This window comes from Streptomyces sp. NPDC058620 (assembly GCF_042717135.1).
In the GTDB taxonomy this organism is placed as follows: Bacteria; Actinomycetota; Actinomycetes; order Streptomycetales; family Streptomycetaceae; genus Streptomyces.
The window spans coordinates 52,378-78,223 of record NZ_JBHXQO010000016.1 but is presented as its reverse complement, the minus strand read 5'-3'; the positions used below and the strand labels follow the sequence as shown (position 1 = coordinate 78,223).

The following is a 25,846-nucleotide window of genomic DNA, read 5'->3' as shown; positions in this document are numbered from 1 at the left end:
CGCGCCACCGCCCAGCAGCCTTCGGCGCTTCCTACTCCGGTCTCGCCTCCGTGGTCGCCCGCCGGTGCACGCGTCGCCCGTCGCCGGCCTCCCGCAAGAAGTGCGGGCGACGAGCCTGCGGCCGAGAATAGCGACGTGCTCAGCTCGAACCCGGGCGTCTTCTATCTGGATCCGCTCAAGGCGATCAAGGCCGACGCGAGCGTGCATTGGATCATGTACCGCCCCACCGACCGCGCCGCGAAAGTCATCGCCGTCACCGGCACCGTGCTGAACCCCAGAACCTCCCAGTTCGACCAAAGTCCGATCCTCGCCTTCGCACCCGGCACCCAGGCCCGGTGGACAAGTGCGTCCCCTCCCGGTGGACAAGTGCGCCCCTCCCGCCGGTTCGCCGCTGGCACCGAGTACGAGGCGCTGCCCATCAAGCAGGTCCTGGACATGGGATACGCCGTGGTGGTGACCGACTACCAAGGGCTGGGCACACCCGGAGTCCGCACGTACATGGACCGCGAGGCGCGGGGCCGCGCCGTCCTGGATTCGATTCCGTCCGGCTCCGCCTACAGAGCGTTCTTCAGCTACGCCCTCTCCGGCCTGGCCACCGCGTACGGCATCGCCCCTTACCCCATCGCCTTGAGCAAGCGCGTGACGAACGACCTGCGGGACAGCCTGTGCAGGACAGGCCCTCGCCAAGTACCCTTCCTGAGCTCGCGTTTCCTGACCCCGGACGGGAGCCCGCTGACCGAGCGTTTCAAGCGCGCCCCGTGGGAAACGATCACGGCCGTACAGCAGCGCGGCAAGCTCAAGCCTGCGGTGCCCGTCCTGCTCTCCCGCAGTGCCCTGGACGACGTCGTGCCCCGGCAGGTCGGCAAGAACCTGGCAGCCGACTGGTGCCGCCGGGGCGCGACGGGGCACTTCGTCTGCAACCACATCTCCGGCCGCATCGCCGCGACCGCAGGCGCCGACGCCGACGCCGACGCCGAGGGTCTCCCCTGGCTTCGCGGACCGCTTCGCCGACCGAACCGCACTGCGACACTCCGTCCGTCAGCGGTCCGGAGCGGCAGCGGGACGCGGAAGCCCTGGCTTGGCGAAGGCACATGACGCGATCGGGTGACGTGCCGGGTGAAGTCCAGAGAGGCATCCGATACCAAGACCGCCGTCGGGCGCGACTACGTCGATGATGTCGGCGCCGAACAGGGCTGCACCGTCGATCCGGGCCATAACATCCCCCGCGGGGGTCATCGAACGCGCCCGCAGCTGACCAGTTCCGCAGACGGACATGGTGCACCCGGCGGGGGCTAATTCGGGGAATCCCGCCGTGCCGCGATGTCCGGCCACCGAGAGCCCTCAACAAGCCGGAACCGAACGTGCACCATCGTATTCACGAGCGACGGCATCAGGAGCGCACCGAGGGCCAGGCGCACGTTCTCGGAGTCGATATCAACCGGATCAGGCAGTACGGCAAGAATCCCCCGTCCAGTTGGCCGGCCCCAGTGCGCGTCGAGGAACTGCCGACCCGCGACCGCGGGTACCGCACCCGTCGCCAGCTCTGGCGAACGTGCGCAGCCGACCGGTGGGCTGCGGATTCGGCGTGAGGTCACCAGGTAATGGTCAACCGATTCGAGTATCGAAGTCATCGCAGCGAGATGTCTTCACCGATCGACTGTGCGCGTGCGATGGAGATGACCAGGGCCGCCGCAGCGGCGTCCTGTACTGCTACGCCAACCGATTTGTACAAGGTGATCTGATCCGGTGAGGCGCGGCCGGGTCTATGGCCGGCGATGATTTCGCCCAGCTCGGCATGGACGTGGTCAGCCGTGATGACGCCCTGACGGATCGGCATAAGTAGATCATTGCTACCCGCCGGGAAGGAGGCGAGCGCTGCCTGTCGGGATTCGACGCATACCAGCGCCTCGGCGATCGTGGCGTCATCGATCTCACGGCCGGCCGGATTGAACCCTACCGAGGTGACGTGTACCCCAGGCGTTAGCCAGCGGCGGCGGATGACGGGTTCGACCGCGTGGGTGGCAGCGGCGACCAGGTCCGCGCCGTCCAACGCCTCGGCGTAGGTGGACGCCACCTTGACTTCGGCCTTCAGCTCTTCTGAGAGGTCGTCGGCCAGGGCGGCCGCCTTCGCCGGATTTCGGCCCACCACCCGAATCTGCCGGATCGGGCGGACCTTGCACATCGCGCGGGCGTGGGAGCGGGCCTGCACGCCGGTGCCCAGGACTGCGAGCACCGTCGCGTCCTCACGGGCCAACAGCCGTGCGGAAAGCGCCGAACAAGCTGCGGTCCGCATAGCTGTGACGGCCGTACCGTCCAACAACGCCGTCGGCTCGCCCGTGGCCGGATCGAAGACGACGATCACCGCCTGATGCGTAGGCAGCGGTGTTCCGGCGTTGCGCGGGAAGAGGGAGACCAGCTTGGTCACCAGCGCCGAGGCCGACGGCGCATAGCCCGGCATGGCCGCGAGAAATGCCTCACGTTCAGGCACCAGCGCAGCAATACGGTTGGGAGCGGAAGCACGACCCGCGCTGAGGTCCTCCATGACCGGGGACAGCGCTTCGATAAGCCGCTCCACGTCAAGGAGCGCCTCGACCTGTGAGCGCCCAAGGACGAGCATGCGCCTCAACCTCCCGATAACCGCCGCCCGATGAGGACCGCTCAGCCGAAAGAGTTGCCCACGGCGCCCTCGCCCCGGTTACGGCGCGCCGTCCTCCTGAGCACGTTCATCCGTACACACCCATGCACGTTCACCCTGTACGCCAACAGAAGGTCTCGTTGACGAGCTCGATGACCTGCCACAGCGGCTTGAACAGATGTGATCCGGGCCGCCCGGCCTCGCCTTTGCGGGTGGGCCGCAGCAGCCTGACGACCGTGAAGGGGGCATACCGGGTGCAGCCGTAGACCCCAGCAGTAGCGCGAGTGGCTGGCGCAGTACCCGTACGGGGCTCATCCGGCCAGGTCGGAGCGTTCGACGATCTCGCGGGAGCGGCCGTACTCGACCGGCATGGAGTCCACCACCCATACATCGTCGGTCCACAGCGTGGTATCCGCGGGCCAGCAGACGGGTGAGGCCGCGGATCAGATCAGCCGCCTTGCGAAACCGCTTGTATCCGGGCTGCTGGGGCAGGCAGGGATAGAGATGCCGCAGGTGAGCGCGGGCGTGCCGCAATCACCGGGCCTCGGAGGTGAAGCCCAACATGACCTGCGTCATCGCCGGCGTCACCAGCTCCGCGTCGCTGAGCCGCGGCGCGATGCCCACGGCCGACCGCCACGGGGCCCGTTGCGGCGAGTCCTTCAGCAGATCGTCGGTCTTCACATAGAGCGCGATGGCGAGGGAGTCCAACTCTGCCCACACACACTGACGTTGCACCCCCTCCCTCCAGCCCGCGCGAGCGATCCTCTGGAATGGATCAACCATGGGAGAGCGGTAGCTCCTGCGGACTCAGGCACCCACTGTCCCGTCGACACCCTCACGCAGAAAGTCCGCGTGCCCGTTGTGGCGACCGTACTCCAGGAGCACGTGCACCATCACCATCCGCAGTGATACCTCCTCGCCCCTTCTTGGCTGATACCCGGCCTGGTCCAGGGACTCAGCCCTCCGCTCGATACGGCGCGAGTTCTCCACCTCGGCCTCCCAGGCTACGAATGCCTCGTCCCTGGTCGACGCGCTCGCGTCGTAGGCCGCCTGGAAGTCGATCTTGTCGGACCAGACCATGGGCGCGTCGTTGTCCTCGAACACTCGACGGAACCAAGCACGTTCCACCTCCGCCATGTGCCGCACCAGACCGAGCAGCGAAAGCGTGGACGGTGGCATCGACTGCTGCCGCAGCTCCTCGTCGGTTAGCCCTTCGCACTTCATGGCGAGGGTCGCACGGTGGTAGTCGAGAAAAGCCCGCAGCATGTCGCGTTCGCTGCCAAAACTGGGCGGCCCTATGCGAGTGTCGCTGGTCACTGGTCGTGCTCCTCATCCGCGCCTGCATTCAGGGCCAGAACCTACTCCCCCGGCTCCCCGTACGAGGCCCGTCAACCGGACCTGACCGTCACCGAAAAGGAGGCCGGGTCACAGGAATCAGCAGGCTCATCGGTCACCCGCAGCCGCAACTACCCCGAATCGATCATCTGGTGAACGACCGGAAGGGCGAACCGCCTGACGGAGGCCCGTCTCGATGAGGAGCCAACTGAGCACCGCCGCTTCGCCGGAAATCTCTCAGCTCGGGAAGTCGTCCCCGAGGCGGACGAGGCCGAGCTGGTGGCCGCCGTGCTCCGGGACCAGGACACGGCGATGGCACAGAGCGCGGTGGTCTGCCACATCGACCGCCGGGCCGACCGGCTGCTGACCGACTCCCGGTTCGCTGCCTGGGTTCGCACGATGGCGAGGGCCACCGCGGGGCGCGACTTACTCGCGCGCCGGCTGACCGAGTGGACCCTGCTCAACACGATCGAGCTGGGCAGGCCGTGGGTCTCCGAAGAGCTCACCGCCGCAGCCGGTTGGTGCCGGCGCACCGCCATCACCAGGCAGGTCGCTACCTCACCCGATGCCCTCAGACTCCTCGCGGTGCACGGAAGACCCCGCCGCGTTCGAAACGCAGCCAGCCACCGCCTACGACACCCAGAGCAGACACGCTGACTCGTCCCACAGGCGGTCGGAGCGGTCCTGCCCGAAGGTCCCCAGCCGCCACGAAACGGCACTCCCGGGCCGCAAGGCGTATGCGCTGCAGCAGTGGCAGATCGACCGAGGGTCGGAGTGCGAGCCGGAGGTCATCGGCAACAGAATCTCGGCCCTGCCCCACAGGCCCCGACCAGCTCCACCTCGCCGAGGTGTTCGGGCTCTGCGCTACGCGGGCTCGGCACGAGCCCTGCTGGACCAGGCCGCTGAACAGCAGCTTCGATGAAGAGCGGAAGCCGGTGGCTCCGTGCGGGATAGGCGAGGAAGTAGCCGATCAGCATAGTCACGGCGACCAGGTACCCCGCTTCGGATATGAAGGCCGCGAAGGTGTTCCAAGCCTGGGCCGGCCGGGCGGGGCGTACCCGGCCGAGCGGCGGCCACGGTCTGCCCCCAGACCAGGCGTGCCAGCCCCGCTGCGGCCAGCGATCCGGACAGCTGGGCCGGTGCAGGGCAGGACACAACCTCCGGGGAAGGCGCCCATCAGCCACAGGACTGCGCTGACTGCCGGGTCCATGTGCGCTCCTGCCTGTCGTCCCCAGGAGCTGCTCACCAGGAGGAACAGCAGCACGCCCACGATCACTCCGACGACGGCGAACTCGTACAGCGGGTAGGTACGTGCAACGGCGGGCGCTGGGCTGCCGGGTGTCCCCGCTCGCCGTCAGGGACTTCGTTAACGGATCCGGTCCCGCCCCTCGGCGCCCGCGGTGGCCGTCACTGTGTGCCGGTTGCGCCGGAGTGCTCCCGGTGCCGGCGGATCTCGTCGTGGTGGCGGCGGCCCAGTCGATCAGAGAGGCCACGACGTCGTTGAGGCTGGCGCCCAGCGGGGCGAGGACGTATTCCACGCGTGGCGGCACCTCGGCGTAGGCGGTCCTGGCGACCATCCCGTCCTGGCTCCGCCAGCGCCGCTTCCTTCGACACCTTCCGCCCGGCCGCGGTGCACGTCCCAGCGGGCCATCACCTGCGGTGACCTGAAGCCCGGCGATCTACTTTTCTGGTCCAACCGGTCCGGGTTCACAGCCGATCGTCGCGAACTCGCGCAACAGTCGATGAACTTCGCGCGCCATCCCAACCGCGCTTTCCGGACTACGCGGATCTTGACAGTCACCAGGGCTGGTTGGCTCTGGTGTGCAGGGCCTTGATCAGCGATTCTTTACGCATGATGCTTCCGCCCGTTCAGGAGAAGACCGAGTTGATCGAGGTCGTCCGCATCACCGACCCAATGAGGCATCTCAGCGCGGTGGACCTGGTGGGTGACGATGTTGCGATCTGGGAGTCGGCTCTGGTCAAGGAGGCCCTGGCGTTGATCAGCTCTGCACCGGACAGTGAGCTGCACCGCTGTTTCATCCCGGGCTGGGGTATCCGTGCTCATAGCGCCACCGACCTGGTCTTCCAGATCGCCTTCTGCTTCCAGTGCCATGGCGCCCGCTTGTGGGGGCCGGGCGTGCCCGCCGAGTTGGATGGGATCCACGGCTTTGATCCGGACAGTTCTCCGGCCCTTGAACTGCTCGAACGGTTCCGTGGCTCCACGCCGGGCCCACTCAGAAGGCTCTTGCGACGCAGTTGAGGGCCATGCCTCCCGGGCGAAAGTACCAATCATGAGGCGATCTTCGACACCCAGGGAAAGTGGACGCGATTGTGCTCGACTTTGACCTCGCGACCGCGTTCGCGACTCGGGCAAGGTTTCGACGATGCTGCATGCTCTTTTTCCGGACTAAGGCGACGATCATGATGTGGCCGTCCTAAGAGGGCGTTTGATGTAGCCGAATTGCCGCTTAGGCCCTAGTAGGTTCCTCGCCAGGTTGGTGTGGTCTCGTCCGTTATGCGCTTGGCGAGGTTGTCGATCGAGGCGATGTGGATCATGGCTTCGGAGCTGGCGGTGAGGGTCTCGTAGTCGCGGGCGAGGCGTCGGTGCATCATGATCCAGCCGATGCTCCGCTCGACTACCCAGCGCCTTTTCACGACGTGAAAGCCGCGAACTCCGGGGTTTCTGTTGACGACTTCGACGTCGATTCCGAGGTTGGCGCCGTGTTCGACGACGGTCTTCTTGAAGCCGGTGTCGACCCAGCTCTTGGCGATGGTCGGGTAGGTGCTTTTGGCCTGGTCGAGGAGGCGTATTCCCAGCGCGTTTTCGGAGAGGCTGGCGGCGGTGACGGTCACGGCGAGGATCAGGCCGATCGTGTCGGTGAGGATGCCTCGCTTCCGGCCGACGATCTTCTTGGCGGCGCCCGTCCCCTGGCTGGCGACGGGCACGTTGGTGGAGGTTTTGATGCTCTGGGTGTCGATGACGGAGCCTGTGGGTTCGGGCTTGCGGCCTTCCTTCACGCGAGCCAGCGCGGTGAGGTCGTAATTGAGCTGGGTGAAGATTCCCTCGTCGCGCCACGCGGCGTAGTAGGCGTAGACGGTGCCGTGGCTCGGGAAGTCGTGCGGGACGTATTTCCAGGGAATTCCGGTGCGGTTCACGTAGGGGATGGCGTTGAACACGTCGCGGAGTTCGACTTTCGCCGGCTGTCCGGTGGGGCGACGGTCGAGCCGGCTTTCCGCCATGCCGTCAGGGTCGGCTCGATCAGGGCCCATCGGGCGTCGGACAGGTCGCTCGGGTACGGCTTGCGCTGGCTCACGCCGTAGCGTTGCCACGGGAAGGCCGGAAGGTACCGTTCCGCTGTACATCGGGAGGTTCTGGCGTATCAACAAACCAGACGGAATCCCAGTGGCAGAAGCGAGCGAAACGGACCGCAGGGCCTCGGCGGCAGGAGGCGACGAAATTCGCACACTTCCTGAACCTGGGCAAAGAAGGACAGTGAGCAAAGCCGCTTTCCGGAACGTACCTACGTAAACGCCCTCTGAGACCGTGTCCCACATGGGTCTCAGGCTGTGTGCGTTGGGCACCGTGGCGAATTCCCCGGAGCCGAACCTTTCGAGCGATCTTCGCGACGGTCCGGTCGGCGACGGTGGTCGCGTCGCGCTCCCCGCGCGGGACGCCCGGCCGCTCATCAGCTTCCCCGCTCACCGCCGCCAGTCTCCCCGAGCCTGTCGCCGGTCATCGCGGATCCGGTCCTGCCGGTCCCGGCGGCGGACGAAGTCGCCCGGTTCGAGATCACCTTGCATGAACCGCCCGACCACGAGACCTACGACGCCCAGCCCCAGCACCAGCAGGAAAGCCCAGAAGTCACCGAAATACGCGGCGAAACCCAGCGCCATTCCGGCCATCAAGCCCACCACGGCCCTGCTCATTTCGCGCTCCTTCACTCAGCGGGCTGCACCGCCCCGACTAATGGATCCGCTGCCTCTCCTCCCCTTCGTCCTCCTCGTCGTCCGGCAGCTTCACGTCGCTGACCATGATGTTGACTTCCACGACTTCCCGACCCGCCATCCGCTCCACCGCCGAGATCACGTTCTCCCGCACCGCCCCGGCCACGTCCGTGATCGAGACGCCATAGTCGACGACGATCTCCAGATCGATGGCCGCCTGCAGTTCTCCGACCTCGACACTGACCCCTCGCGTGCCGGACTTGCCACTGCCGGCGCCGGGCACCCGCTCCCGCATGGACCCCATCGAGCGCGCGAAGCCGCTGCCCAGGGCATAGACGCCGGGCAGGTCCCGCGCCGCCATTCCGGCGATCTTCGCGACCACCACATCGGCGATGGTCGTCCGGCCGCGAGAACCGGGCGCAGCACCAAGTCTCACGCTGGTGTTCTCAGCCATCGGGACAGTCCTCTCAATAGTGGTATACAGAGCACTCGTCACTCGGATTATAGTCTTTTAGTACCTTTTGCTCTGGTTGTAGATGTGAGGCGGGGTGGTCTTACGAGTGGCCCGAGTTCCCTGCCCGGACCTCTTACGGACACTCCGGACGGGCGCCGCAGGAAAAGAAGCGGCCGTGGAGAAGGAGGTGAGGGGCCGGTGAAAACCGAGGCATGGACGCAGGCAGCACGCCACCAGCTCGACCTGGGCCGACTACTCCCGCTCGGCGGGTCCGACGACGGGACATGGATCACCGAGCAAGCGGTCGTCCAGGCCCTCGGACGCACTGCCGCGGAGATTCCCGGTGTTCGGCTGGAGTCTCTGCGCATCGGGTCGGCGCCGCTCGAGCCCGTGTCCGCGCCGGCCGTCCGCCGGCCGGCCGGCGCGCTACCGCCTGGGCCGCTCAGGATCGAGGCCACTTTCGCAGCATCCCTCTGGCAGCCGCTGCCCGAGACCGCCGACGAGTTGAGGAGCGCGCTGCTGACCTCGGCCGCCGAACGGCTCGGCCTGGCCACCGTGACAGTTGATCTGCGCGTTACGAATCTCCATGAGGGCCCGGAGACGGGCGTGACGCCACGGACCGCGGCGGTGACCATGAGGCCCACGCCAGAAGCTGCAGCCGCGCGAAGTTCGCCCCCGGTGGCCGGAACGGGATTCATGCGAGGGCTCGCCGGGGAGCTGGCGGACGTCGCGACGGGTGTTCCGGGCGTCGCCCGTCTCACCGCCGTGCTCGGCAGCCGCCCGGTCAAGGTGGAGGACCACGACGATCCACCCGGCCGACACGTCGAGGTTCACCTCGCGGTCACCCCCGGGCGCCATCCGCTGGAAGTCGCCCGCGCCGTCCGGGAGGCCGTAGCCGACGCAGCCACCACTGACACCCCCGGCCCGGTCACCGCCGCCGTCCTCATCACAGAAACCGCGGCCTGAACAGCCCCTCGGCGTCAGAGCTCTGTTCTGGGACCGCGATGGCTCCCTGCACCATGGCATGGGCGTGTGGTGCGCTTGGCCTTTGACCTTCCCCCCGGTGAGTACCCCGCAGGCCGAAGCCGTCACCCAGGGCAGTGGGGGCTCTCCGAACAAATCTCATGAGATGGCACGGCAAGTTCCCCTGACAGTCACGGACGCGCGCAGCAGAGCCATGTCACCGACGAGGGTGCGCTGGAGACTGGGAGGTGCCAAGGAGACGATGGGTGGCTCACACCGCAGGAACATCGCCCAGTCCGTCGCCTTCCTGGCGAGCCTGCCGCCGGGGGTCAACCTCCAGCAGGTCACCATCAAGCCGACCGCTCAGCCCGGATAGCCGCGTGTACGCCTCCGCCCGGTTACGACGTTCGGCGACACGACACTCAGCTCAGCTCGACTCGGTGCTGCCGGTGACCACGTCGACTGCGTGGCGGCGATGCGCGGCGAAGAGATCGAGGGCGGTGTCGGTGTCGCGGGCGCGCAGTGCGGCGACGAGTTCGCGGTGCTCGCGCGGGATGCAGCCGAGGTAGCCCTCGGTGCTGCGGCCGATCCGGGTCAGCAGGAACAGATGGACCTGGCACCGTATGCCGTCCCACGCGTCACCGAGGCGCTGATGTCCTGCGGCGGCGAAGACGGCGTCGTGGAAGGCGATGTCCAAGCGCACCATCTCGTGCGCGTCCGCAGCCCGCTCCATCATGTCGGCCGTTTTCGCGACGGACGCGAGGTCCTCGTCCGATGCGTGCGCGATGACCTGCCGAACGGCGAGATCCTCCAGCGCTCCGCGCAGGCTGTCGAGCTCGGCCACATCGTCGGTGGACAGCGTCGTCACCGTCGTACCCCGGTGCCACGCACAGTGGACCAGGCCCTCGCGCTCAAGGAGCCGCAGCGCTTCGCGCACCGGGCCACGGCTGACATCCATCTCACCGGACAGCTCCACCTCACGCAGCTGCTCGCCGGGAGCGTAGGCCCCGCTGAAGATGGCCTCGCGGATACGGTCCGCGACCTCGTCGGCCAGACCACGACGGCGAGCCGGGGACACCTTGCCCTGATCACCCATGTCCGCTGCGCACCTCCATCAGTGAATGCCCTAATGTTAACATCTTGACGTTGTCGTAATGTCAACATCAGGACACTCGGTCCCCATCGGGGTCCGCGTCCACAGAGAGGAAGTGCCGTGACCGTTCTCGACTCCCCCATCCCACGGTTCCACCTGGCAATGCCGGTCGACGACCTTGCCGCCGCGTGCCGCTTCTACGGCGACGTGCTGGGCTTGGACCAGGGCCGCAGCGCGGGCACCTGAGTGGACTGGAATCTGCACGGCCACCAGTTCGTCACGCACCTCGCACCGGAGCGCGCCCAGCGCATACACAACCCGGTCGACGGTCACGACGTCCCGGTGCCCCACTTCGGCTTGATCCTGACGATCCCGGCCTTCCGGCAGCTTGCCGAGCGGCTGCGCGAGGCGGGCACCGAGTTCGTCATCGAGCCCTACGTGCGCTTCGCGGGCCAGAAGGGTGAGCAATGGACGATGTTCCTCCTCGATCCGGCCGGCAACGCACTGGAGTTCAAGGCGTTTGCCGACGACTCCCAGGTGTTCGCCGCCTGACCGGCGGACACCGCACCCCTTCCCCCATCCGAAAGGCGAGACGAGATCATGAAGGTGTTCCAGATCGGCGCAGCCGGAGGAGTCGGCCGCCGCCTGACTCAACTCCTCGCTGCCCGGGGCGACTCGGTGACCGGCATGCACCGAGGTCCCTCACAGGGCGAGACCGTACGGGAAGCCGGGGGGACTCCAGTGATCGGCGATCTCATCGCCGACTCGGTGGAGGACCTCGCGCAGAAGATGCAGGGCCATGACGCCGTGGTCTTCTCGGCCGGCGCGCACGGCACGGGGATGGACAAGACGACGCTGATCGACGGCAAGGGCCTGGAGAAGGCGGCCGATGCGGCCGCCGCCGCCGGGGTGCCTCGGTTCGTACTCGTCTCGGTGTTCCCCGATGCGCTGCGCGGCGGCCAGGGCGGCGAGGGTTTCGAGCACTACGTCAAGATCAAGAAGACGGCCGACGTGTACCTGACGCGTACGGATCTGGACTGGCTGATCGTCCGTCCCGGAACCCTCCTGGACACCCCCGGCAGGGGACGAGTCACAGCGGGCCCCGCCATCGAGTACGGCGACGTGCACCGCGACGACGTTGCCGCGTTCATCGACGCCGTCCTCCACGAGCCCGCCCTGAACCGCGTGATCGTCGAGCTCACCTCCGGTGACACCCCCGTCGCCGACGCCGCAGCGCAGCTCGCGACCGCCTGATCTCCCATCCCACTCATCAACCGCACCACCAGCCAAGGAGCAGCACCATGACTGCCATCGATTCCTACAGCCACGACGTCTCCGGTGAGAAGGAGTTCGGTTTCGCCCAGGCCATCAAGGTCGGCGAGACGATCTACGTCTCCGGGCAGCTCTCACACGATGACGAGGGCAACTTCCTCTACCCCAACGACTTCGACGCTCAGCTCCAGCAGTCCTACAGGAACTTCGGGAAGGTGCTCGCCCACTACGGCGCCACCCGCAACCAGGTCGTCTCCGAGACCCAGTTCATCGTGGACCTGCCGAAGTACAACATGGCGATGGCCGCGGCGAACCTGGCCTATTTCGGTAACCACCGCCCCACCAGCTCCACCATCGGTGTCGCCTCGCTGTTCTTCCCCGGCCAGCTCATCGAGGTCAACTTCGTCCTCGACACCCGCCTGCCGGCCTGAGCATGAACGTCGTGACAGCCGGAGGGCACGGCAAAATCCCCTGACAGGAGTCGACGCTGTGGTGTTCGCCGCAGGGGCCGGGCCTGGCAGTTCGGCGGCCCGCAAGGAGAGCGTCGACCGCGGCGCCGCGGTTCTGCCGGCGGATGCGGCCGAGGCCGCAGGTGTGGGCCGCTATTTGCTGGTCTCTGCCATGGGCGCGGACCTGAGGGCTGTCGCGGACGACACCCTCGACCCGGTCTTCCGCACCTACTGCGGGCCAAGATCGCTGCCGAAACTCTCTCCGCGCCCGTACCGCTTTTCGGACGGCCATCGTGCGCCCCGGTCTGCTCAGCGACAAACCCGGCACCGGGAGGGTGACGCTGGCCGAGCGGGGCCGCCGCCGGCCCCGCCCCTCGCGAGGACGTCGCCGCCGTACTGCTCGCCCTGCTCGACGAACCGAGCCATGACGGCCGGACCGTCGAAGCCATCGGCGGCGACACCCCAATCCCGGACGCCACGGCATCCCTCGCCGCCCGCTGAACGCTTCCCACCACTCCCCCCTTCAACGTCGGCCTTCATACGGCCTGCCATTCCCCACCCGAAAGAGAAACACCGTGAGCCTGCTGTTCACCCCCCTCACCCTGCGATCCCTCGAGATACCCAACCGGGTCTGGATGTCCCCGATGTGCATGTACTCCGCCGCCCCCGAGGGCCCGGATACCGGTACGCCGACCGACTTCCACCTCGCCCACCTGGCCTCACGTGCCGCGGGCGGCGCGGGCCTGGTCATGGCCGAGGCCACCGGCGTCCGGCCGGACGGGCGGATCAGCCCCTGGGACCTGGGACTGTGGAACGACCGTCAGCAGTTGGCGTTCGCCCGCATCACCGAGGCCATCAAGGCACACGGTGCCGTCCCGGCCATCCAGCTCGCCCACGCCGGCCGCAAAGCGTCGGTGGACAAGCCCTGGCTTTCCGACCGGTACGTGCCCGAGGCCGAGGGCGGCTGGCAGCCCGTCGCTCCCAGCGCGATCGCGTACGACGGCCTTGCTGTCCCGCACGAGTTGAGCGTGGACGAGATCCAGCAGCTCGTACGCGACTTCGCGGACTCCGCGCGGCGCGCGCTGGCCGCGGGTTTCCGGGTGGCCGAGGTGCACGGTGCCCACGGCTACCTGATCAACTCCTTCCTCTCCCCGGTCTCCAACCACCGCACGGACGCCTACGGCGGCAGCTTCGAGAACCGGATCCGTTTCGCTCTGGAGGTCGTCGACGGTGTCCGCGCGGTGTGGCCCGACGAGCTGCCGGTCTTCTTCCGCACCTCGGCCACCGACTGGCTGACCGAGAACCCAGAGGACGAGCGCGAGGGCTGGACCGGTGAGGACACCGTCCGCCTCGCCAAGGAGCTCCAGTCCCGCGGTGTCGACCTGCTCGACGTGTCCACCGGCGGCATGGTTCGCGACGCCAAGATCGTCGCCGGACCGAACTACCAGGTGCCCTTCGCCGCCCAGGCCCGTGACAGTGCCGGACTCCCCACCGCTGCCGTCGGCATCATCACCGACCCACGGCAGGCGGAGGCGATCCTCGCCGGCGGGCAGGCTGACGCCGTCTTCCTCGGCCGCGAGCTGCTCCGCAACCCCTACTGGCCCCAGCACGCCGCGCTCGAACTCGATGCCGAGCCCCGCTGGCCCGACCAGTACGCCTACGTCGTAAGGCGCCGCAAGCGCTGACCTCCCCACCCCGACTACAGCCTCTGCCGTCCTGCCCTCACCAGGGAAGACGCGCTGAACCACCGCACTGGGAGATCCCCATGAACCACCTTCAGGGCAAGGTCGTCGTCATCACCGGCGCCTCCTCCGGCATCGGCGCCGTCAGCGCCAAGGCCCTCGCCACTCGCGGCGCCAAAGTCGTCGCCGCCGCCCGCGGCCAGGAAGCCCTCGACCAGCTGGTCGCCGACATCGAGAGGGCGGGCGGCACAGCCGTCGCCCGGGTCACCGACGTCGCCGACGCCGCGGACATGCAGGCGCTGGCCGACTTCACCACCGACACCTACGGACGTATCGACGTCCTCGTCAACAACGCCGGCCTGATGCTCTTCTCATACTGGAAGGACCTCGCACTCGACGACTGGAACCGGATGCTCGACGTGAACATCCGCGGCTACCTCAACGGCGTCCACGCCGTCCTGCCCGTGATGCTCCGCCAGAAGTCCGGCCACATCCTGAACATGGACTCGGTGGCCGGTCACCAGGTCGGCGACGGCGCCGGTGTGTACAGCTCGACGAAGTTCTTCGTGCAGGCCATGACCGAGTCCATGCGCAAGGAACTCGGCGTCCACGAAGGGATCAAGGCGTCCACGATCAGCCCCGGCGTCATCGACACCGGCTGGGCCGACAAGGTCACCGACCCCGCCGGGCGGCAAGCCGCCCAGGAGCTCAACGCCATCGCCATCAGCCCCGAGTCCATCGCCGATGCCGTCGTCTACGCCCTCGACCAGCCCGCCGACGTCACCGTCAACGACCTGGTCATCTCCCCCACCCGCCAGAACTGGTAACCCCCCGGCCCTGATCGAGGGCCCGTCGGCACCATCGACGATTGCGGCCGTGAGGCAAGGGAGAATCTGGATGCCGGAGCCTGCCTTCGGCACAGAGCGAGTTCGATCCCTGCGCTCGTTCCGTGAAATCGGATCAGAGCTCAGGTGCCCCTCATGGCGCACCGCGCCATGACGGGCGAGGTCAGGCGGTCACCGGGCCCGCACAACGTGCGGGGCACGCGCGCCCGTCGGGGAAGGGGTACGACCTGTTTCTCTCGGCCGTCTCCCTTGCCTGGACCGCTTTCGATCAGTGACCTGGCGCTGTCGGTGCTGCGGAGTGGGAGTGCGCACTGGGCCATGTGGTCTCCCCCGGCGCGCAGCAGGGGACCGCCTGCACGGGTCCGAGGTCCTGGTGCCGCCCGGACTATCCCGGCGTACCACCGGGCGCCGGGATGACGCCGAGCTGCTGCAGGAAGCCGAGAAGATCCTTGTCCGACCACTTCTCCGCGAGCCTGCCATTTTCGATGCGGTGAATCACCGTCGCCGTCATCGTGAGCTGGTTACCGGTTGCGGGAATGCCGGGAAGGTCCCTCTCGTGCACGCCGCGGGCCGTCAGCCGGGTCACCACTTTGTCGCCCTCCGCGATCTGGTCCTCGATCTTGTGGGTCCCTGGCGTGGCCTCCCAGAAGAGACGGAACACCTGCTTGAGCCCCTCGCGACCGGACCCGAGCCCCGGAAACGGTGGCGGTGAATGGTCCAGGTAGTCCTCGGCCACGAGATCGTCCATGGCCTCCACGTTCCCCTTGTCGATCTCCGCGTAGAAGCGGCGAACCAACCTCTTGTTCTCTTCGTTCGACACGGGACTCCTCTGCGCGCGTTTCGTACCGCAGGAACCGGCGTTACGCCCGGAAGCATGACCCGCCCAGCCATGGGACGACACCTCAGGCGCGCCGTGGTTCCGTGCGCGATCACCCGGAAGCAGCCACGCACGTAATTCATCAACACGCCGGTAGGCCGAACGTTGCCTGATGCGGCACTGGGAACCGGACCGCGCGGCGATGGTCGCACCGGAACGCGGGCTCCGGCGCCCGTACGCGATCCGGACCGGGTCACCAACCGCACCCGCGGAATCAGGGAGGAGGGGAGTGTATGGGGCCGCATGGGCCAGGTGGATGGGGAAGCGGAACGGCGTGCTGGTTGGCGTGAGGTCATCGGGAGGGCTCAGGGCGTTTTCGTGGCGGGTCGCTTAGCGCCTTTCGTCTTGTTGGTGCCCGTACTGCTCCGGGCAGGCCCGGCGGGCGCGCTCTTCCTCTTCGTGGCTCCCTCTGGGGCTGCTGCCACCTGCGATGATGCTGTCCGGGTCGGCGCGGTCGACCACTTGAACTCGATCTCCAGCTCGATCTTCCCGTCGCCGACTTCGACTTCCATCTCGCTGTGAAGGCGGTCAGGGACCCGCAGGCTCAGGTTCACGGCGCCGAGTTCCAGTTCGACATCCCCGTCTTCCCTCAGGGCAGCTGCGAGAGCTGTGAGCTGGTCAGCTGCCTCCAGGCGCGACAGCGAGCGCTTCTGCTCGAACTTGAGGTCCTTCATGGAATGTCTCCAATCCCTAGAAAACGCAGACAATGTCAATTGTGATGTCATGCGTGGAATTGGACATCCCGGTGGCCAGGCGAAGAGCTGGAGATACCTACGTCGGACAACCCCGCTCGGTTGCATGGACGCGACTCATGACGGCCGCCGGTTCTCGACTGGCGATGGGCAGGGAGGGCAGAGACTGACCGCTCCCCCGGTCAGTGCCCGCTCGCCGACATCGGCGGCCCGCTTCAGATCGCGCCCTGCCGTATCGCCACCACACCTCGTTGCACGAGCCATGCTGCCGCTGCTCACAGCCCGTCGGTTCACTCGCGGAAGCCGGCCCCGCCCGGGTGTCCTGACGCCCTGACGCCCTGACGCCCTGACGCCCTGACGCCTTCGGGATAGTTCGTCTCCAGGCGCAGCCGGGGCCGTCATCGAGCGCGTCTGCCGCCGTATCGGACTGTCCTCTGACCCCAGGGGGACTGACCTCAGAAGGCTCGTGTCTCAGTCCGCCAAGCGGTGGACCCCTGGGGCGGGTCGGGCATCGCCCTTCGGGGCGGCTGAGACGATGCACCCCATGGCACCCGGGGCAGGTACTGCTGAACGTTCGGCAACGGCTCGACTCGTCCTGTTGACACTCGCAACCGGCCAGTTCCTGATGGCGCTCGACAGCTCTGTCATGAACGTCTCGATCGCGGCGGTCGCCAACGACGTGGGCACGACTGTCACGGGTGTCCAAGGCGCCATCACGGCCTACACACTCGTCATGGCGATGTTCATGATCCCCGGTGGCAAGGTCGGGGCGTTGATCGGCCGCAAACGCGCGTTCATGATCGGCTGTGCCATCTACGGCTGCGGTTCCCTCACCACTGCTCTCGCGCCGAACCTGCCCGTGCTGCTGCTGGGCTGGTCGTTCCTCGAGGGAATCGGGGCGGCCCTCATCCTGCCCGCGATCGTGGCGCTCGTGGCAAGCAACTACGCCACCGAACGCCGTCCGGCTGCCTATGGACTCGTCGCGGCCGCAGGGGCTGTGGCGATCGCGGTCGGGCCGCTCATCGGGGGTGTCGCCACCACGTACTTCTCCTGGCGCTGGGTCTTCGCCGGCGAGGTCGTGATGGTGCTCGGCATTCTGGTCCTCGGGCGCCGCATCACAGACGCGCCGATCGGCGAGCGCCGGCGCGTCGATCTCGTGGGCGCCGCCCTCTCCGCGCTCGGGCTCGGGATCTTCGTCTACGGAGTACTCCGCTCGGATGAATGGGGCTGGTTCCAGCCGAAGCCTGACGCGCCTTCGTGGATCGGAGTCTCGCTGGTCGTGTGGCTGATGCTGGCGGGTCTTCTGCTGGTCTGGCTCTTCCTCCGCTGGGAGGCCCGCCTGGTGGAGCGGGGCAGGGAACCGCTTCTCGATCCGGGCATGCTGCAGAACAAGCAGCTCACCGGCGGGCTGACGATGTTCTTCTTCCAGTACCTCGTGCAAATGGGTGTGTTCTTCGTCGTACCGCTGTATCTGTCGGTGGCCCTGGGCCTGTCCGCGCTCATGACCGGTGCCCGTATCCTCCCGCTCTCACTGACACTGCTGGCGGCCGCCGTGCTGATCCCACGCTTCTTCCCGGACGTCTCACCGCGGCGGGTGGTGCGCCTCGGGGTCTTTGCTCTGCTCGCGGGAGCGGTGGTACTGATGGCCGCGCTCGACGCGGCAGCCGGCGCCGAAATCGTCACCCTCCCACTCCTGCTGATCGGGCTCGGCATGGGCGCGCTGGCATCCCAGCTCGGGTCGGTCACCGTGTCCGCGGTACCGGAAGAACAGAGCGCGGAGGTCGGCGGCGTGCAGAATGCGGTCACCAACCTGGGCGCCTCGATCGGTACAGCACTCGCCGGTTCGATCATGATCGCCACGCTCACATCCTCGTTTCTGACCAGCGTCGCGCAGAACCCGCAGGTACCGGCCGACGTCAAGAGCCAGGCGACCGTCGAACTCCAAAGCGGCGTACCGTTCCTTTCTGACGCCCAGCTCAAGTCCGCCGCCGATGAAGCGGGCACCAGCACGGAGGTGACGCAAGCGGCACTTGACGCGAACGCCGACGCCAGGATCGACGGCCTGCGCGCCGCACTCGCCATCCTCGCCCTCGCCGCTCTCCTCGCCATGTTCTTCACACACCGCATCCCGACGAGCCAGCCCCGCTCGGTGAAGCCGTAGCTGCAGGCACCCGCCCGGCGTCCCGAGACGCAACGAGCGACGCACCTCATGCGCAAGGCCCGGATGCGTTCTAAGGTTGGGGAAAATCATCACGTTTGCGACATCCGTACCTCCCCCACTCAGGCGCGAAGACGCATCCGGAGGGCATACGCCTTGTTCACTTTCCGAGACCCTGCCGGGACGCCACCCTCCCGCCGCTGATGCCGAGACCGAAGTCCAGGTCCCGGCGGCACACGTCCACCCGGCATCGTGGCCCAGCACGGCCGACGGTGGAGGAACACGCGAAGCCGTTCCGGGCCGCTGCGCCCCCCCCTTGGTGGGGGGTCTCGACGGCCGCAGGGCCAGGCAGGAGAGCCTTCGATGACCGAGAACGCGACCACGGCGATGCGCGCAGCACCGCACGCCACGCCTGAGCAGCGCGCTGCCCTGGGCAAAGAGGCCCGGCGCCGCTCCCCAAGATCGAGCCATGCCGTGTACGAGCAGTCTCCCGACAGGCCGGACCCGTTGGCCATCCTGGAAGCGCAGTCTGCGGCGCGGGTGCCTGAACTCGTCCCGATCCGCTACGGCCGAATGGCAGAGTCCCCGTTCCGCTTCTACCGGGGCGCCGCCGCGATCATGGCGTACGACCTGGCCAACACTCCACGATCGGGACTCACGGCCCAGCTGTGCGGAGACGCGCACATGCTCAACTTCCGCCTGCTTGCTTCGCCGGAGAGGCAGTTGATGTTCGACATCAACGACTTCGACGAGACGCTGCCGGGCCCCTGGGAGTGGGACGTCAAGCGGCTGTCGGCGAGTCTCGTCATCGCGGGCCGGGCGAATGGCTTCGACGACGCGGAGCGTGCCCGGATCGTGAGCTCCACGGTCCGCTCGTACCGTGAGGCGATGATCCGCTTCGCGGACATGAGTAACCTGAACGTCTGGTACGCGAAGATCGACGCCGACCGCCTTGAGGCCCTGGCAACAGCCAGCTCTACAAAACGCGGACAGAAGAACCTGGCCCGCGCCATGGACAAGGCCCGTACCCGCGACAGCCTGCAGGCCTTCGACAGGCTCACCGAGACGGCCGACGGCCGGCCCAGGATCGCGGCGGACCCTCCGCTGCTCGTCCCGGCCGCCGACCTGCTGCCGGAGGTCGAGCGCAGCGCGCTCGAGGACCAGTTCCGCGGTCTCATCGAGCGCTACGGTCGCACCCTGCCTTCCGACCGGCGCTTCCTCCTGGAAGGCTACCGGCTGGGGGACGTCGCCCGGAAGGTAGTTGGAGTCGGGAGCGTCGGCACGCGTTGCTGGATCTTCCTACTCCTCGGCCGGGACGACAGAGACCCGCTTTTCCTCCAGGCCAAGGAGGCCGACACCTCCGTGCTCGCCGCACACGTCGGCGCGAGCCAGTACCCCAACCAGGGCGAGCGAGTGGTCTCGGGCCAGCGGTTGATGCAGGCCGCGAGCGACATCTTCCTCGGCTGGGAACGGGTGGACGGGATCGACGGCAAGCAGCGGGACTTCTACGTGCGCCAGCTGCGCGACTGGAAAGGCATCGCCATGCCGGAGAGGATGCAGCCGAAGGACATGACTGCGTTCGGCGAAGTGTGCGGGGCAACGCTGGCTCGTGCGCACGCACGGTCCGGCGACCGCATCGCGATGGCCGCGTACCTGGGCAGGGGCGACACGTTCGACCGCGCACTCACGACCTTCGCGGAGTCATACGCCGACCAGAACGAGCGTGACCACCAGGCCCTCATCGACGCGGTGCGCGCAGGCCGGCTGCCCGCGGAGGAACCGCCGACGTCCTGAATGTTCCGACATGGGACCCAAGGCCCACCAGCCATCTGACATACAGACGACTCCCATCACACCGACGGTCTGGATCGGATGTCCTTGAGAAGTCATCTCATTTGAGGAGCTGCGATAGCAGATGAGGGTGCAAGCGATGCTCGTGAAGGCGAGGAAGCGCTCGGTTTTGCGCTCGTAGCGCCTGTGGAGACGACGGCAGCCGGCAAACCAGGACATGGTGCGTTCAACGGTCCAGCGATGGCGGCCCAGTCGCTGCGAGGACTCGAGCACGATCGCAGCCAACACCTCACGGGCACCACGCCGACGCCGACCGCCGCCCTGGGGTCTGAGACGGCGCCTCCGGCACCACCCGCTGGAACAACTCCCGCAACTCATCCGGCACACGCCGCGCAACGATCCCCACCATGACCAACAGCCCACTCAGTCAGCCGAATATGATGACTTCCCAGGATATCGATCGCAACGCCGTCCGTCATTCCCCCGGTGATGCCTGGACACGCCTGCGACGGGCGCGCACGACCGACGGTGTCCAGCGCCGTTGATGTCAGGATTGGATGCCAGCTCCCAGTGCATCTCCAGAGCCCGGCATGGAGAGAGACCAGATAGCCGACCTCCTCCTGGGCGACTCTGAGGTCACGGAGCAGGCCCCTGACGCCTTGCTCAACGACTCCCCACGGCCCCTACGATCTGGCGCGATCATGGCACGAGTGCTGCCAGGTCTGACCGGTGTCCGGCACGCGACTCGGTCAGGCAGGGCTCCTTGTCCAGAGCCACCCGGTCGCGTGCAGACCACACCCGGCGACCTTCTGAGTCGCCGACAGGTTGACTTCAGCGAGGCGGAAAAGTATTAGATAGGGCCTTTCGCTAGGTTATGCTGCCGCAGCTCATTCGCTCGCGGGCCAACTACTGCCTAGCGAAACTGATGGGAACCCATGAATGATCCTGTCCCCACGCACGGGAACGGCATGACTCTTGAAGCGCGGCCACCCCAGTCGGTCCGGCGCCGCGGGGCGGTGCTCGCGGGGATCCGGTCGGTGATCACGGCGACTGGCTGCGTGCTGGCCTACTACCTGCTGCCCATGGACCGCGCGTTCACCGGTGGTACGGCGGTCGGCCTCATCATCGGCCTGGTGGCCCTGGCGGTTCTTTTCGCCTGCCAGACTCTGATGATCACGCGGTCCTCCACCCCTCGTCTGCGGGCTGTGGAATCTCTCGCCACCATCCTCCCGCTGTTCCTCGTCCTCTTCGCTACCACCTACTACCTGCTGGAGCGGGGCGAATCCAGCAGTTTCAGTGAGCCGCTGACCAAGACCGACTCGCTGTACTTCACTCTCACCGTCTTCAGTACCGTCGGCTTCGGCGACATCACCGCCGATACCCAGACAGCACGTGCGGTCACGATGGGGCAGATCGTCGGCACCATCCTGCTCGTTGCCATTGGTGCCCGCATCATGGTCGGCGCGGTCCAAGCCAGCCAGCAACGACAGGAGATGAAAGAGTGACCGACGTGCGAACGCGGGAGCTCTGCTCGCGTCACGCGTTCGCCCGAGGCGCGGGGCCCGGAACAGGAAACCTGGCGGTATAGGACTGCGGGCCGCCCGCGTGATGCACACGAGCGTCACCTTGCGCGGGGCTCCGCCCGCAGTGCCCCCGCGACCGCCGACAGTGCGGCAGGGCCGGTTGGCTCACCCGTCACCCCACCGCCCTGAACGTAGAGGGACCGCGCCGGTCTGAAAGGCATTCTGGCCCGCTGCCCCGAACTGGAACCGGCCGCGGGACACGTCCGCGACTTCGGCGAGATGCTCAGCGGCCGCCTCGGCAGCACGCTCCCTAGTCGTCGAACTCGAACGCCGCCGGACCGGGCCCAGCCGCTCCGCGAGCGGTGCCACAGTGGAGAGCCGCCGGTCCCGTACGGTCTCACCGCCAACGGCCGCATTGGCCGGGTGGCTTTCGCAGGAGGGTCGGTATATGCGGATTCTGATCATCACGGCGGGTTCACGGGGTGATGTTGCGCCCTTCACGGGCCTGGGGCGGCGCCTGCTGGACGCGGGCCATCAGGTCGCCGTGGCCGCTCACCCGTCCTTCGCCTCACTCGTCGGCGGGTGCGGTCTCGAACACCGGCCTGTGCCGGGAGACCCGCAGGAACTGCTCCGGGCCTGGTCCCGGGCGGCGTCGCGGGAGGAGTCCCGGGCGCTGACGAGGGCGTACGCGGACGGGCTCGCCGACGGGGTGGCGGAGGCCGTGGCGGGCGGAACCGACCTGGTGCTGACCGCCTTCGGCCCGGCGCCGCTCAGCTGGACGGCCGGCGAGGCGTTCGACATCCCCGTCATCGGCACCTACCTCGTACCGGCGTTCGCCACCGGTCAGTTCCCGCTGCCTGGCGCACGGGACGCCAACGACCTGGGGCCAGAGGGCAACCTCGCCGCGGGCCGAGCGGTGGAGAGGCGGGCGGAAGGGCTCTTCGCGGGCGCCGTGACCCGGCTGCGCGCCCGCCTCGGGCTGCCCGCCGACGCTCCGTCGGCACCGGGGGGCACAGGGCCGGTCTTCCACGGCTTCAGCCCGCTGGTGGTGGCACGCCCTGAAGACTGGCCTTCCAGGGTCGAAGTGGCGGGCTACTGGTGGCCCGCGCGGCCGAACCGCTGGCAGCCCCCGGCCGAGCTTGTCGACTTCCTCCAGGCGGGTTCGCCTCCGGTGTTCATCGGGTTCGGCAGCATGGCGCCGGGCCAGGGCGAACAGCTCAGTGAGCTGGTGGCCTCGGCGGTGGAGCGGGCGGGCGTACGCGCGGTTGTGCAGGCGGGGTGGGCCGGACTGAGCGGCTGCGGCGACGACGTCCTGGCCGTCGGCGACCTCCCGCACGACTGGCTGTTCCCTCGCACCGCCGCCGTCGTCCATCACGCCGGGGCGGGTACCACCGCGGCCGGGCTGCGGGCCGGAGTGCCCTCCCTGCCAGTACCCGTCATGGCCGATCAGCCGTTCTGGGCATCTCGGCTGTACCAGCTAGGAGTTGCCCCCCGGCCTCTGCCGTTCCAGGACCTCACCGCCGAAGCCCTCGGTGACGCAATCAATGCCTGCCTGTCCGAGCCGGCCTACCGCCGCCGCGCGGCCGCACTCGCCCACCGCATCGCCGCCGAGGACGGCGCCACTCCTGTACTCGCCCACATCGACTCACGGGGCGCCCCGTGAACCCGAGGGATGTTCCATCCTCATGCCTCGCACGCGGCGCCGAGCCCCCGGAGATCGGGTCCCGGACCGTCCGCCGCAACGCTCTTGACCTGGAGCGCGCTCCAGATACGAGCATGGGCGGCATGAACACCACAGACCCCCAGATCGTCCTCGGAACGATGGACTTCGGCACCCGCGTCGACCCCGACCATGCCTTCGCCATCCTCGACTCCTTCGTCGCCGGCGGCGGTGTCTGGCTCGACACCGCGAACTGCTACTCCTTCTGGACCGACCCCAGTGGCGTCGGCGGCGCCAGCGAGCGCGTCATCGGCGCGTGGCTCAGGGCGCGCCCGGGCGCGCGCGACGCCGTGCGGATCGCGACGAAGGTCCGGCAGAACCCGCTCGTTCCGCACTCCTGGCCGAAAAGTGCCGAAGGGCTCTCCGCCCCCGCCGTCCACGCCGGCGTGGAGGGGAGCCTGGGACGTCTGGGAGTCGATCACATCGACATGCTCTGGGCCCACGCCGAGGACCGCACCGTGCCGCTGGAGGAGACGGTCGGCGCCTTTGGCGAACTGGTCGCAAAGGGAGTGGCCGTGCGGGTCGGGGCGGCGAACCATGCCGCCTGGCGCGTCGAACGCGCCCGGTCGCTCGCGCGGGAGCAGCGCGTGGAACCGTGGACGGCCCTGCAACTGCGCCACTCACTCGTCCAGCCGCGCCCGCTCGCCCCCCTCGCGGAGTCCGGCCACCGCATGCTCGCCGCCGAGGACTTGGACCTCGCGCGGTCGGAGGGGCTCGCCGTGTGGTCGTACAGCTCGCTGATGTGGGGTTCCTACGTGCGCGCGGACAAGCCGCTTCCGCAAACCTATGATCACCCAGGGACCACTCAGGTACTCGCGGTCCTGGACGACATCACCGACGAGCTCTCGGCCACGAGGAACCAGGTCGTCCTGGCATGGCTGATGCGGCAGGGGATCGATCCCATCGTCGGCGCGAGCCGGGTGGAGCAGATCGGGCAGGCACTCGCCGCACGCCATGTGCGGCTCAGCGACGAGCACATGGCGCGCTTCGCCGAAGCGCGGTAGCGCCAGGCACCAAAGGAGCCCCATGACCACCCTCACCCCGGCAACGGCCGCCGACCGCACCGGTGTCTCCATCGACACGCTGCGCTACTACGAGCGCGAAGGCCTCATCGGCCCGATCCGGCGCTCCGCCGGCGGGCGCAGGGAGTACACCGAGGATGACCTCTTCTGGATCGGCCTGGTCACATGCTTCCGCGAAGCAGGCTTGGGTATCGCGGACCTGCGGGGGTTCGTCGCCATCCTGCGCGCCGAGCACCCTCCGCAGGACCGGGTCGCCTTCCTCCGCGAGCGCCGTACCGCCCTGGAGCAGCGGGTGGCAGCGCTGTGCCGGGCCATGGAGGTTCTCGACGAGAAGATCGCCTACTACAGCTGAGCGCCGGGAGCCACGCACTCAGCTCGCTCCCTGTCTGCCACCCATCCCACGATCCCGAACTCCTCGCCGTCTGGAGCCGACAACGGCACAACGTCTGCCACTGGCTCAGGCAGGCAGATGGACACACGAACAATCTCCCAGCAACTACACCAGCCCACCTCGGCTGCCCCTGGTACGCGGGGAGGGTCCGACCGGCGCCTGCCGCTCGGACCCTCCCTGTTGCTCTGGTGGCGGCTCGCGCCTACCCGTCGGTCAGACGGCGGCAGGGGCGCCGAGCATCGCGGAAGCCTGCTTCAACGGGCTGAGCCCACGCGCGGGTGCGGCGGCGCGGGGAAGGCCGGGGCAGGTGAAGCCGAGCTGGCCCATGGCCCGGAGGACTTCGCCGACGCTGAAGTCGCGGCGGTCCTGGCGTGTGATGACCTGCCCGACCTGCTTGACCGGGTAGGTGCGGCGGCCGATGATCACGGACTCGCCGATGACCTGTTCGGGCTTGATGCCCTTCATGGATTCCAGGACGCCGCTCTTGGTGAGATCGAACGGAAAACGGGCGATGACACAGCGCACGATGCCTCACAGGGAGAAGAAGGGGATGGTTCTGCCGCGGTGAGGCGGCTCAGTGCGCAAGGGCGAGGACGCCCAGAGCACTGCCATGCTCGTCGACGACAGGCAGGGCAGCGAGCCGACGGCCGCGCATGGCGTGCTTGGCTTCGACCATGGTGGTCACGGGCGAGGTGAACGGCCCGCGGTCGTCGAGAATGTCGCGCAGCTGGACCCGGTCCGTGTACGCGGAGCTGTCACGGACGGCGGTGAGCTGGGCCTGGGTGACCAGTCCGGTGCACAGGCCGTCGTTGTCGCAGACGAGCAGGTGCTCGGTGCGGGCACTGGCCATGACGGACAGGGCCACCTCGATGGTCATGTCGTCACAGACCTGCGGTCCGGCCGTGTCCATGGCGTCGGCCACCGTCCGGTGCACGGAGCTGGCGCTCGCCGGGCGGGATTGCATCTGAACCAGTGTCAAGACGTGTCTCCTGCAGAGAG

General features: G+C 68.0%; 24 protein-coding genes and 5 pseudogenes. 16 read left to right on the top strand and 13 right to left on the bottom strand.

The features are described from left to right. Positions 1 to 135 precede the first annotated feature (135 nt). Entirely contained in the window at positions 136 to 1,095 is a 960-nt protein-coding gene (locus ACFWSK_RS17955) for a lipase family protein (RefSeq protein WP_383786756.1), read from the top strand. A 532-nt stretch (positions 1,096 to 1,627) separates the two neighbouring features. Here ACFWSK_RS17955 and ACFWSK_RS17950 read toward each other — a convergent pair. The 3 genes and pseudogenes from ACFWSK_RS17950 to ACFWSK_RS17940 form a co-directional block, all read right to left on the bottom strand. Continuing rightward, positions 1,628 to 2,617 carry an ornithine cyclodeaminase family protein gene (locus tag ACFWSK_RS17950; protein ID WP_383786753.1) on the bottom strand — a complete coding sequence of 330 codons (990 nt, stop codon included), beginning with the start codon at positions 2,615 to 2,617 and terminating at the stop codon, positions 1,628 to 1,630. 148 nt (positions 2,618 to 2,765) lie between these two features. Further along, positions 2,766 to 3,355: pseudogene (locus ACFWSK_RS17945) on the bottom strand (IS982 family transposase); the annotation flags it as partial. 87 nt (positions 3,356 to 3,442) lie between these two features. Continuing rightward, positions 3,443 to 3,952, bottom strand: a complete 510-nt coding sequence (locus tag ACFWSK_RS17940) for a DinB family protein (RefSeq protein WP_383786750.1) — start codon at positions 3,950 to 3,952, stop codon at positions 3,443 to 3,445. 297 nt (positions 3,953 to 4,249) lie between these two features. Between ACFWSK_RS17940 and ACFWSK_RS17935 the strand changes: the two genes are divergently transcribed. Beyond that, entirely contained in the window at positions 4,250 to 4,627 is a 378-nt protein-coding gene (locus tag ACFWSK_RS17935; protein WP_383786747.1) for a hypothetical protein, read from the top strand. Between the two features lie 131 nt (positions 4,628 to 4,758). Here the strand turns inward: ACFWSK_RS17935 and ACFWSK_RS17930 are convergent, their stop codons facing one another. Further along, on the bottom strand, positions 4,759 to 5,547 hold the full coding sequence (locus ACFWSK_RS17930) for a winged helix-turn-helix transcriptional regulator (protein WP_383786744.1): 789 nt from the start codon (positions 5,545 to 5,547) through the stop codon (positions 4,759 to 4,761). Positions 5,548 to 5,822: 275 nt separating this feature from the next. Between ACFWSK_RS17930 and ACFWSK_RS17925 the strand changes: the two genes are divergently transcribed. After that, complete coding sequence (locus ACFWSK_RS17925; RefSeq protein ID WP_383786741.1) at positions 5,823 to 6,230, top strand: hypothetical protein; 408 nt, start codon at positions 5,823 to 5,825, stop codon at positions 6,228 to 6,230. A gap of 215 nt (positions 6,231 to 6,445) precedes the next feature. Here the strand turns inward: ACFWSK_RS17925 and ACFWSK_RS17920 are convergent. From ACFWSK_RS17920 to ACFWSK_RS17910, 3 genes and pseudogenes are all read right to left on the bottom strand, one after another. Next, positions 6,446 to 7,284 (bottom strand): annotated as a pseudogene (locus tag ACFWSK_RS17920) (IS5 family transposase). 385 nt (positions 7,285 to 7,669) lie between these two features. Then, a complete protein-coding gene (locus tag ACFWSK_RS17915; RefSeq protein WP_383786739.1) occupies positions 7,670 to 7,897 on the bottom strand; it encodes a hypothetical protein in 228 nt (75 codons plus the stop codon). A 37-nt stretch (positions 7,898 to 7,934) separates the two neighbouring features. Continuing rightward, positions 7,935 to 8,369 (bottom strand): Asp23/Gls24 family envelope stress response protein, encoded by a 435-nt coding sequence (locus ACFWSK_RS17910; RefSeq protein ID WP_383786736.1) that lies wholly within the window; start codon positions 8,367 to 8,369, stop codon positions 7,935 to 7,937. Positions 8,370 to 8,567: 198 nt separating this feature from the next. Here ACFWSK_RS17910 and ACFWSK_RS17905 point away from each other — a divergent pair, with 198 nt between their 5' ends. Further along, positions 8,568 to 9,335, top strand: coding sequence for a hypothetical protein (locus ACFWSK_RS17905; RefSeq protein WP_383786733.1), 768 nt, complete (start codon positions 8,568 to 8,570; stop codon positions 9,333 to 9,335). Between the two features lie 424 nt (positions 9,336 to 9,759). Here ACFWSK_RS17905 and ACFWSK_RS17900 read toward each other — a convergent pair whose 3' ends face one another. Then, on the bottom strand, positions 9,760 to 10,428 hold the full coding sequence (locus ACFWSK_RS17900; protein WP_383786730.1) for a GntR family transcriptional regulator: 669 nt from the start codon (positions 10,426 to 10,428) through the stop codon (positions 9,760 to 9,762). 117 nt (positions 10,429 to 10,545) lie between these two features. On the opposite strand from ACFWSK_RS17900, the pseudogene ACFWSK_RS17895 reads away from it, so the two are divergent. The 6 genes and pseudogenes from ACFWSK_RS17895 to ACFWSK_RS17870 all read left to right on the top strand — a co-directional run bounded on the left by ACFWSK_RS17895 (position 10,546) and on the right by ACFWSK_RS17870 (position 14,655). Further along, positions 10,546 to 10,977 (top strand): annotated as a pseudogene (locus ACFWSK_RS17895) (VOC family protein). 48 nt (positions 10,978 to 11,025) lie between these two features. After that, positions 11,026 to 11,679, top strand: coding sequence for an NAD(P)H-binding protein (locus tag ACFWSK_RS17890; protein WP_383786727.1), 654 nt, complete (start codon positions 11,026 to 11,028; stop codon positions 11,677 to 11,679). 47 nt (positions 11,680 to 11,726) lie between these two features. Beyond that, complete coding sequence (locus ACFWSK_RS17885) at positions 11,727 to 12,128, top strand: RidA family protein (RefSeq protein WP_383786724.1); 402 nt, start codon at positions 11,727 to 11,729, stop codon at positions 12,126 to 12,128. Beyond that, positions 12,055 to 12,273 (top strand): annotated as a pseudogene (locus tag ACFWSK_RS17880) (hypothetical protein); the annotation flags it as partial. The gene ACFWSK_RS17885 and the pseudogene ACFWSK_RS17880, both read left to right, overlap by 74 nt. A 448-nt stretch (positions 12,274 to 12,721) precedes the next feature. After that, complete coding sequence (locus ACFWSK_RS17875) at positions 12,722 to 13,831, top strand: NADH:flavin oxidoreductase/NADH oxidase (RefSeq protein WP_383786720.1); 1,110 nt, start codon at positions 12,722 to 12,724, stop codon at positions 13,829 to 13,831. An 80-nt stretch (positions 13,832 to 13,911) separates the two neighbouring features. Next, positions 13,912 to 14,655: an SDR family oxidoreductase gene (locus ACFWSK_RS17870; RefSeq protein WP_383786717.1), complete on the top strand. Its 744-nt coding sequence runs from the start codon at positions 13,912 to 13,914 to the stop codon at positions 14,653 to 14,655. Between the two features lie 403 nt (positions 14,656 to 15,058). On the opposite strand, the gene ACFWSK_RS17865 is transcribed toward ACFWSK_RS17870, so the two are convergent. Then, complete coding sequence (locus ACFWSK_RS17865) at positions 15,059 to 15,493, bottom strand: ester cyclase (protein ID WP_383786713.1); 435 nt, start codon at positions 15,491 to 15,493, stop codon at positions 15,059 to 15,061. Positions 15,494 to 15,855: 362 nt separating this feature from the next. Further along, positions 15,856 to 16,224, bottom strand: coding sequence for an amphi-Trp domain-containing protein (locus ACFWSK_RS17860; protein ID WP_383786711.1), 369 nt, complete (start codon positions 16,222 to 16,224; stop codon positions 15,856 to 15,858). Between the two features lie 562 nt (positions 16,225 to 16,786). Between ACFWSK_RS17860 and ACFWSK_RS17855 the strand changes: the two genes are divergently transcribed. Together ACFWSK_RS17855 and ACFWSK_RS17850 are read left to right on the top strand one after the other, a co-directional pair. Continuing rightward, a complete protein-coding gene (locus ACFWSK_RS17855; RefSeq protein ID WP_383786708.1) occupies positions 16,787 to 18,403 on the top strand; it encodes an MFS transporter in 1,617 nt (538 codons plus the stop codon). Positions 18,404 to 18,763: 360 nt separating this feature from the next. Then, entirely contained in the window at positions 18,764 to 20,194 is a 1,431-nt protein-coding gene (locus tag ACFWSK_RS17850; protein WP_383786705.1) for a DUF2252 domain-containing protein, read from the top strand. A gap of 111 nt (positions 20,195 to 20,305) precedes the next feature. Here ACFWSK_RS17850 and ACFWSK_RS17845 read toward each other — a convergent pair. Further along, positions 20,306 to 20,569: pseudogene (locus ACFWSK_RS17845) on the bottom strand (transposase); the annotation flags it as partial. Between the two features lie 659 nt (positions 20,570 to 21,228). Here ACFWSK_RS17845 and ACFWSK_RS17840 point away from each other — a divergent pair. The 4 genes from ACFWSK_RS17840 (at position 21,229) to ACFWSK_RS17825 (ending at position 24,808) form a co-directional block, all read left to right on the top strand. After that, positions 21,229 to 21,696, top strand: a complete 468-nt coding sequence (locus ACFWSK_RS17840) for a potassium channel family protein (RefSeq protein ID WP_383786702.1) — start codon at positions 21,229 to 21,231, stop codon at positions 21,694 to 21,696. A 466-nt stretch (positions 21,697 to 22,162) separates the two neighbouring features. Next, a complete protein-coding gene (locus ACFWSK_RS17835) occupies positions 22,163 to 23,377 on the top strand; it encodes a glycosyltransferase (protein WP_383786699.1) in 1,215 nt (404 codons plus the stop codon). A 122-nt stretch (positions 23,378 to 23,499) separates the two neighbouring features. After that, on the top strand, positions 23,500 to 24,438 hold the full coding sequence (locus tag ACFWSK_RS17830; protein ID WP_383786696.1) for an aldo/keto reductase: 939 nt from the start codon (positions 23,500 to 23,502) through the stop codon (positions 24,436 to 24,438). Between the two features lie 22 nt (positions 24,439 to 24,460). Next, complete coding sequence (locus tag ACFWSK_RS17825) at positions 24,461 to 24,808, top strand: MerR family transcriptional regulator (protein WP_383786692.1); 348 nt, start codon at positions 24,461 to 24,463, stop codon at positions 24,806 to 24,808. A gap of 252 nt (positions 24,809 to 25,060) precedes the next feature. On the opposite strand, the gene ACFWSK_RS17820 is transcribed toward ACFWSK_RS17825, so the two are convergent. Then, positions 25,061 to 25,372 carry an SCO5918 family protein gene (locus ACFWSK_RS17820; RefSeq protein WP_383786689.1) on the bottom strand — a complete coding sequence of 104 codons (312 nt, stop codon included), beginning with the start codon at positions 25,370 to 25,372 and terminating at the stop codon, positions 25,061 to 25,063. 49 nt (positions 25,373 to 25,421) lie between these two features. Further along, positions 25,422 to 25,826 (bottom strand): CBS domain-containing protein, encoded by a 405-nt coding sequence (locus ACFWSK_RS17815; protein WP_383786686.1) that lies wholly within the window; start codon positions 25,824 to 25,826, stop codon positions 25,422 to 25,424. Positions 25,827 to 25,846: the final 20 nt, after the last annotated feature.

Bases quoted from the DNA above. Each gene is read 5' to 3' on its own strand.
- ACFWSK_RS17950 (WP_383786753.1), bottom strand. From the start codon at position 2,617: ATGCTCGTCCTTGGGCGCTCACAGGTCGAGGCGCTCCTTGACGTGGAG.
- ACFWSK_RS17930 (WP_383786744.1), bottom strand. From the start codon at position 5,547: ATGGTCGCCAGGACCGCCTACGCCGAGGTGCCGCCACGCGTGGAATAC.
- ACFWSK_RS17925 (WP_383786741.1), top strand. From the start codon at position 5,823: ATGATGCTTCCGCCCGTTCAGGAGAAGACCGAGTTGATCGAGGTCGTC.
- ACFWSK_RS17915 (WP_383786739.1), bottom strand. From the start codon at position 7,897: ATGAGCAGGGCCGTGGTGGGCTTGATGGCCGGAATGGCGCTGGGTTTC.
- ACFWSK_RS17910 (WP_383786736.1), bottom strand. From the start codon at position 8,369: ATGGCTGAGAACACCAGCGTGAGACTTGGTGCTGCGCCCGGTTCTCGC.
- ACFWSK_RS17900 (WP_383786730.1), bottom strand. From the start codon at position 10,428: ATGGGTGATCAGGGCAAGGTGTCCCCGGCTCGCCGTCGTGGTCTGGCC.
- ACFWSK_RS17890 (WP_383786727.1), top strand. From the start codon at position 11,026: ATGAAGGTGTTCCAGATCGGCGCAGCCGGAGGAGTCGGCCGCCGCCTG.
- ACFWSK_RS17885 (WP_383786724.1), top strand. From the start codon at position 11,727: ATGACTGCCATCGATTCCTACAGCCACGACGTCTCCGGTGAGAAGGAG.
- ACFWSK_RS17870 (WP_383786717.1), top strand. From the start codon at position 13,912: ATGAACCACCTTCAGGGCAAGGTCGTCGTCATCACCGGCGCCTCCTCC.
- ACFWSK_RS17860 (WP_383786711.1), bottom strand. From the start codon at position 16,224: ATGAAGGACCTCAAGTTCGAGCAGAAGCGCTCGCTGTCGCGCCTGGAG.
- ACFWSK_RS17855 (WP_383786708.1), top strand. From the start codon at position 16,787: ATGGCACCCGGGGCAGGTACTGCTGAACGTTCGGCAACGGCTCGACTC.
- ACFWSK_RS17850 (WP_383786705.1), top strand. From the start codon at position 18,764: ATGACCGAGAACGCGACCACGGCGATGCGCGCAGCACCGCACGCCACG.
- ACFWSK_RS17835 (WP_383786699.1), top strand. From the start codon at position 22,163: ATGCGGATTCTGATCATCACGGCGGGTTCACGGGGTGATGTTGCGCCC.
- ACFWSK_RS17830 (WP_383786696.1), top strand. From the start codon at position 23,500: ATGAACACCACAGACCCCCAGATCGTCCTCGGAACGATGGACTTCGGC.
- ACFWSK_RS17825 (WP_383786692.1), top strand. From the start codon at position 24,461: ATGACCACCCTCACCCCGGCAACGGCCGCCGACCGCACCGGTGTCTCC.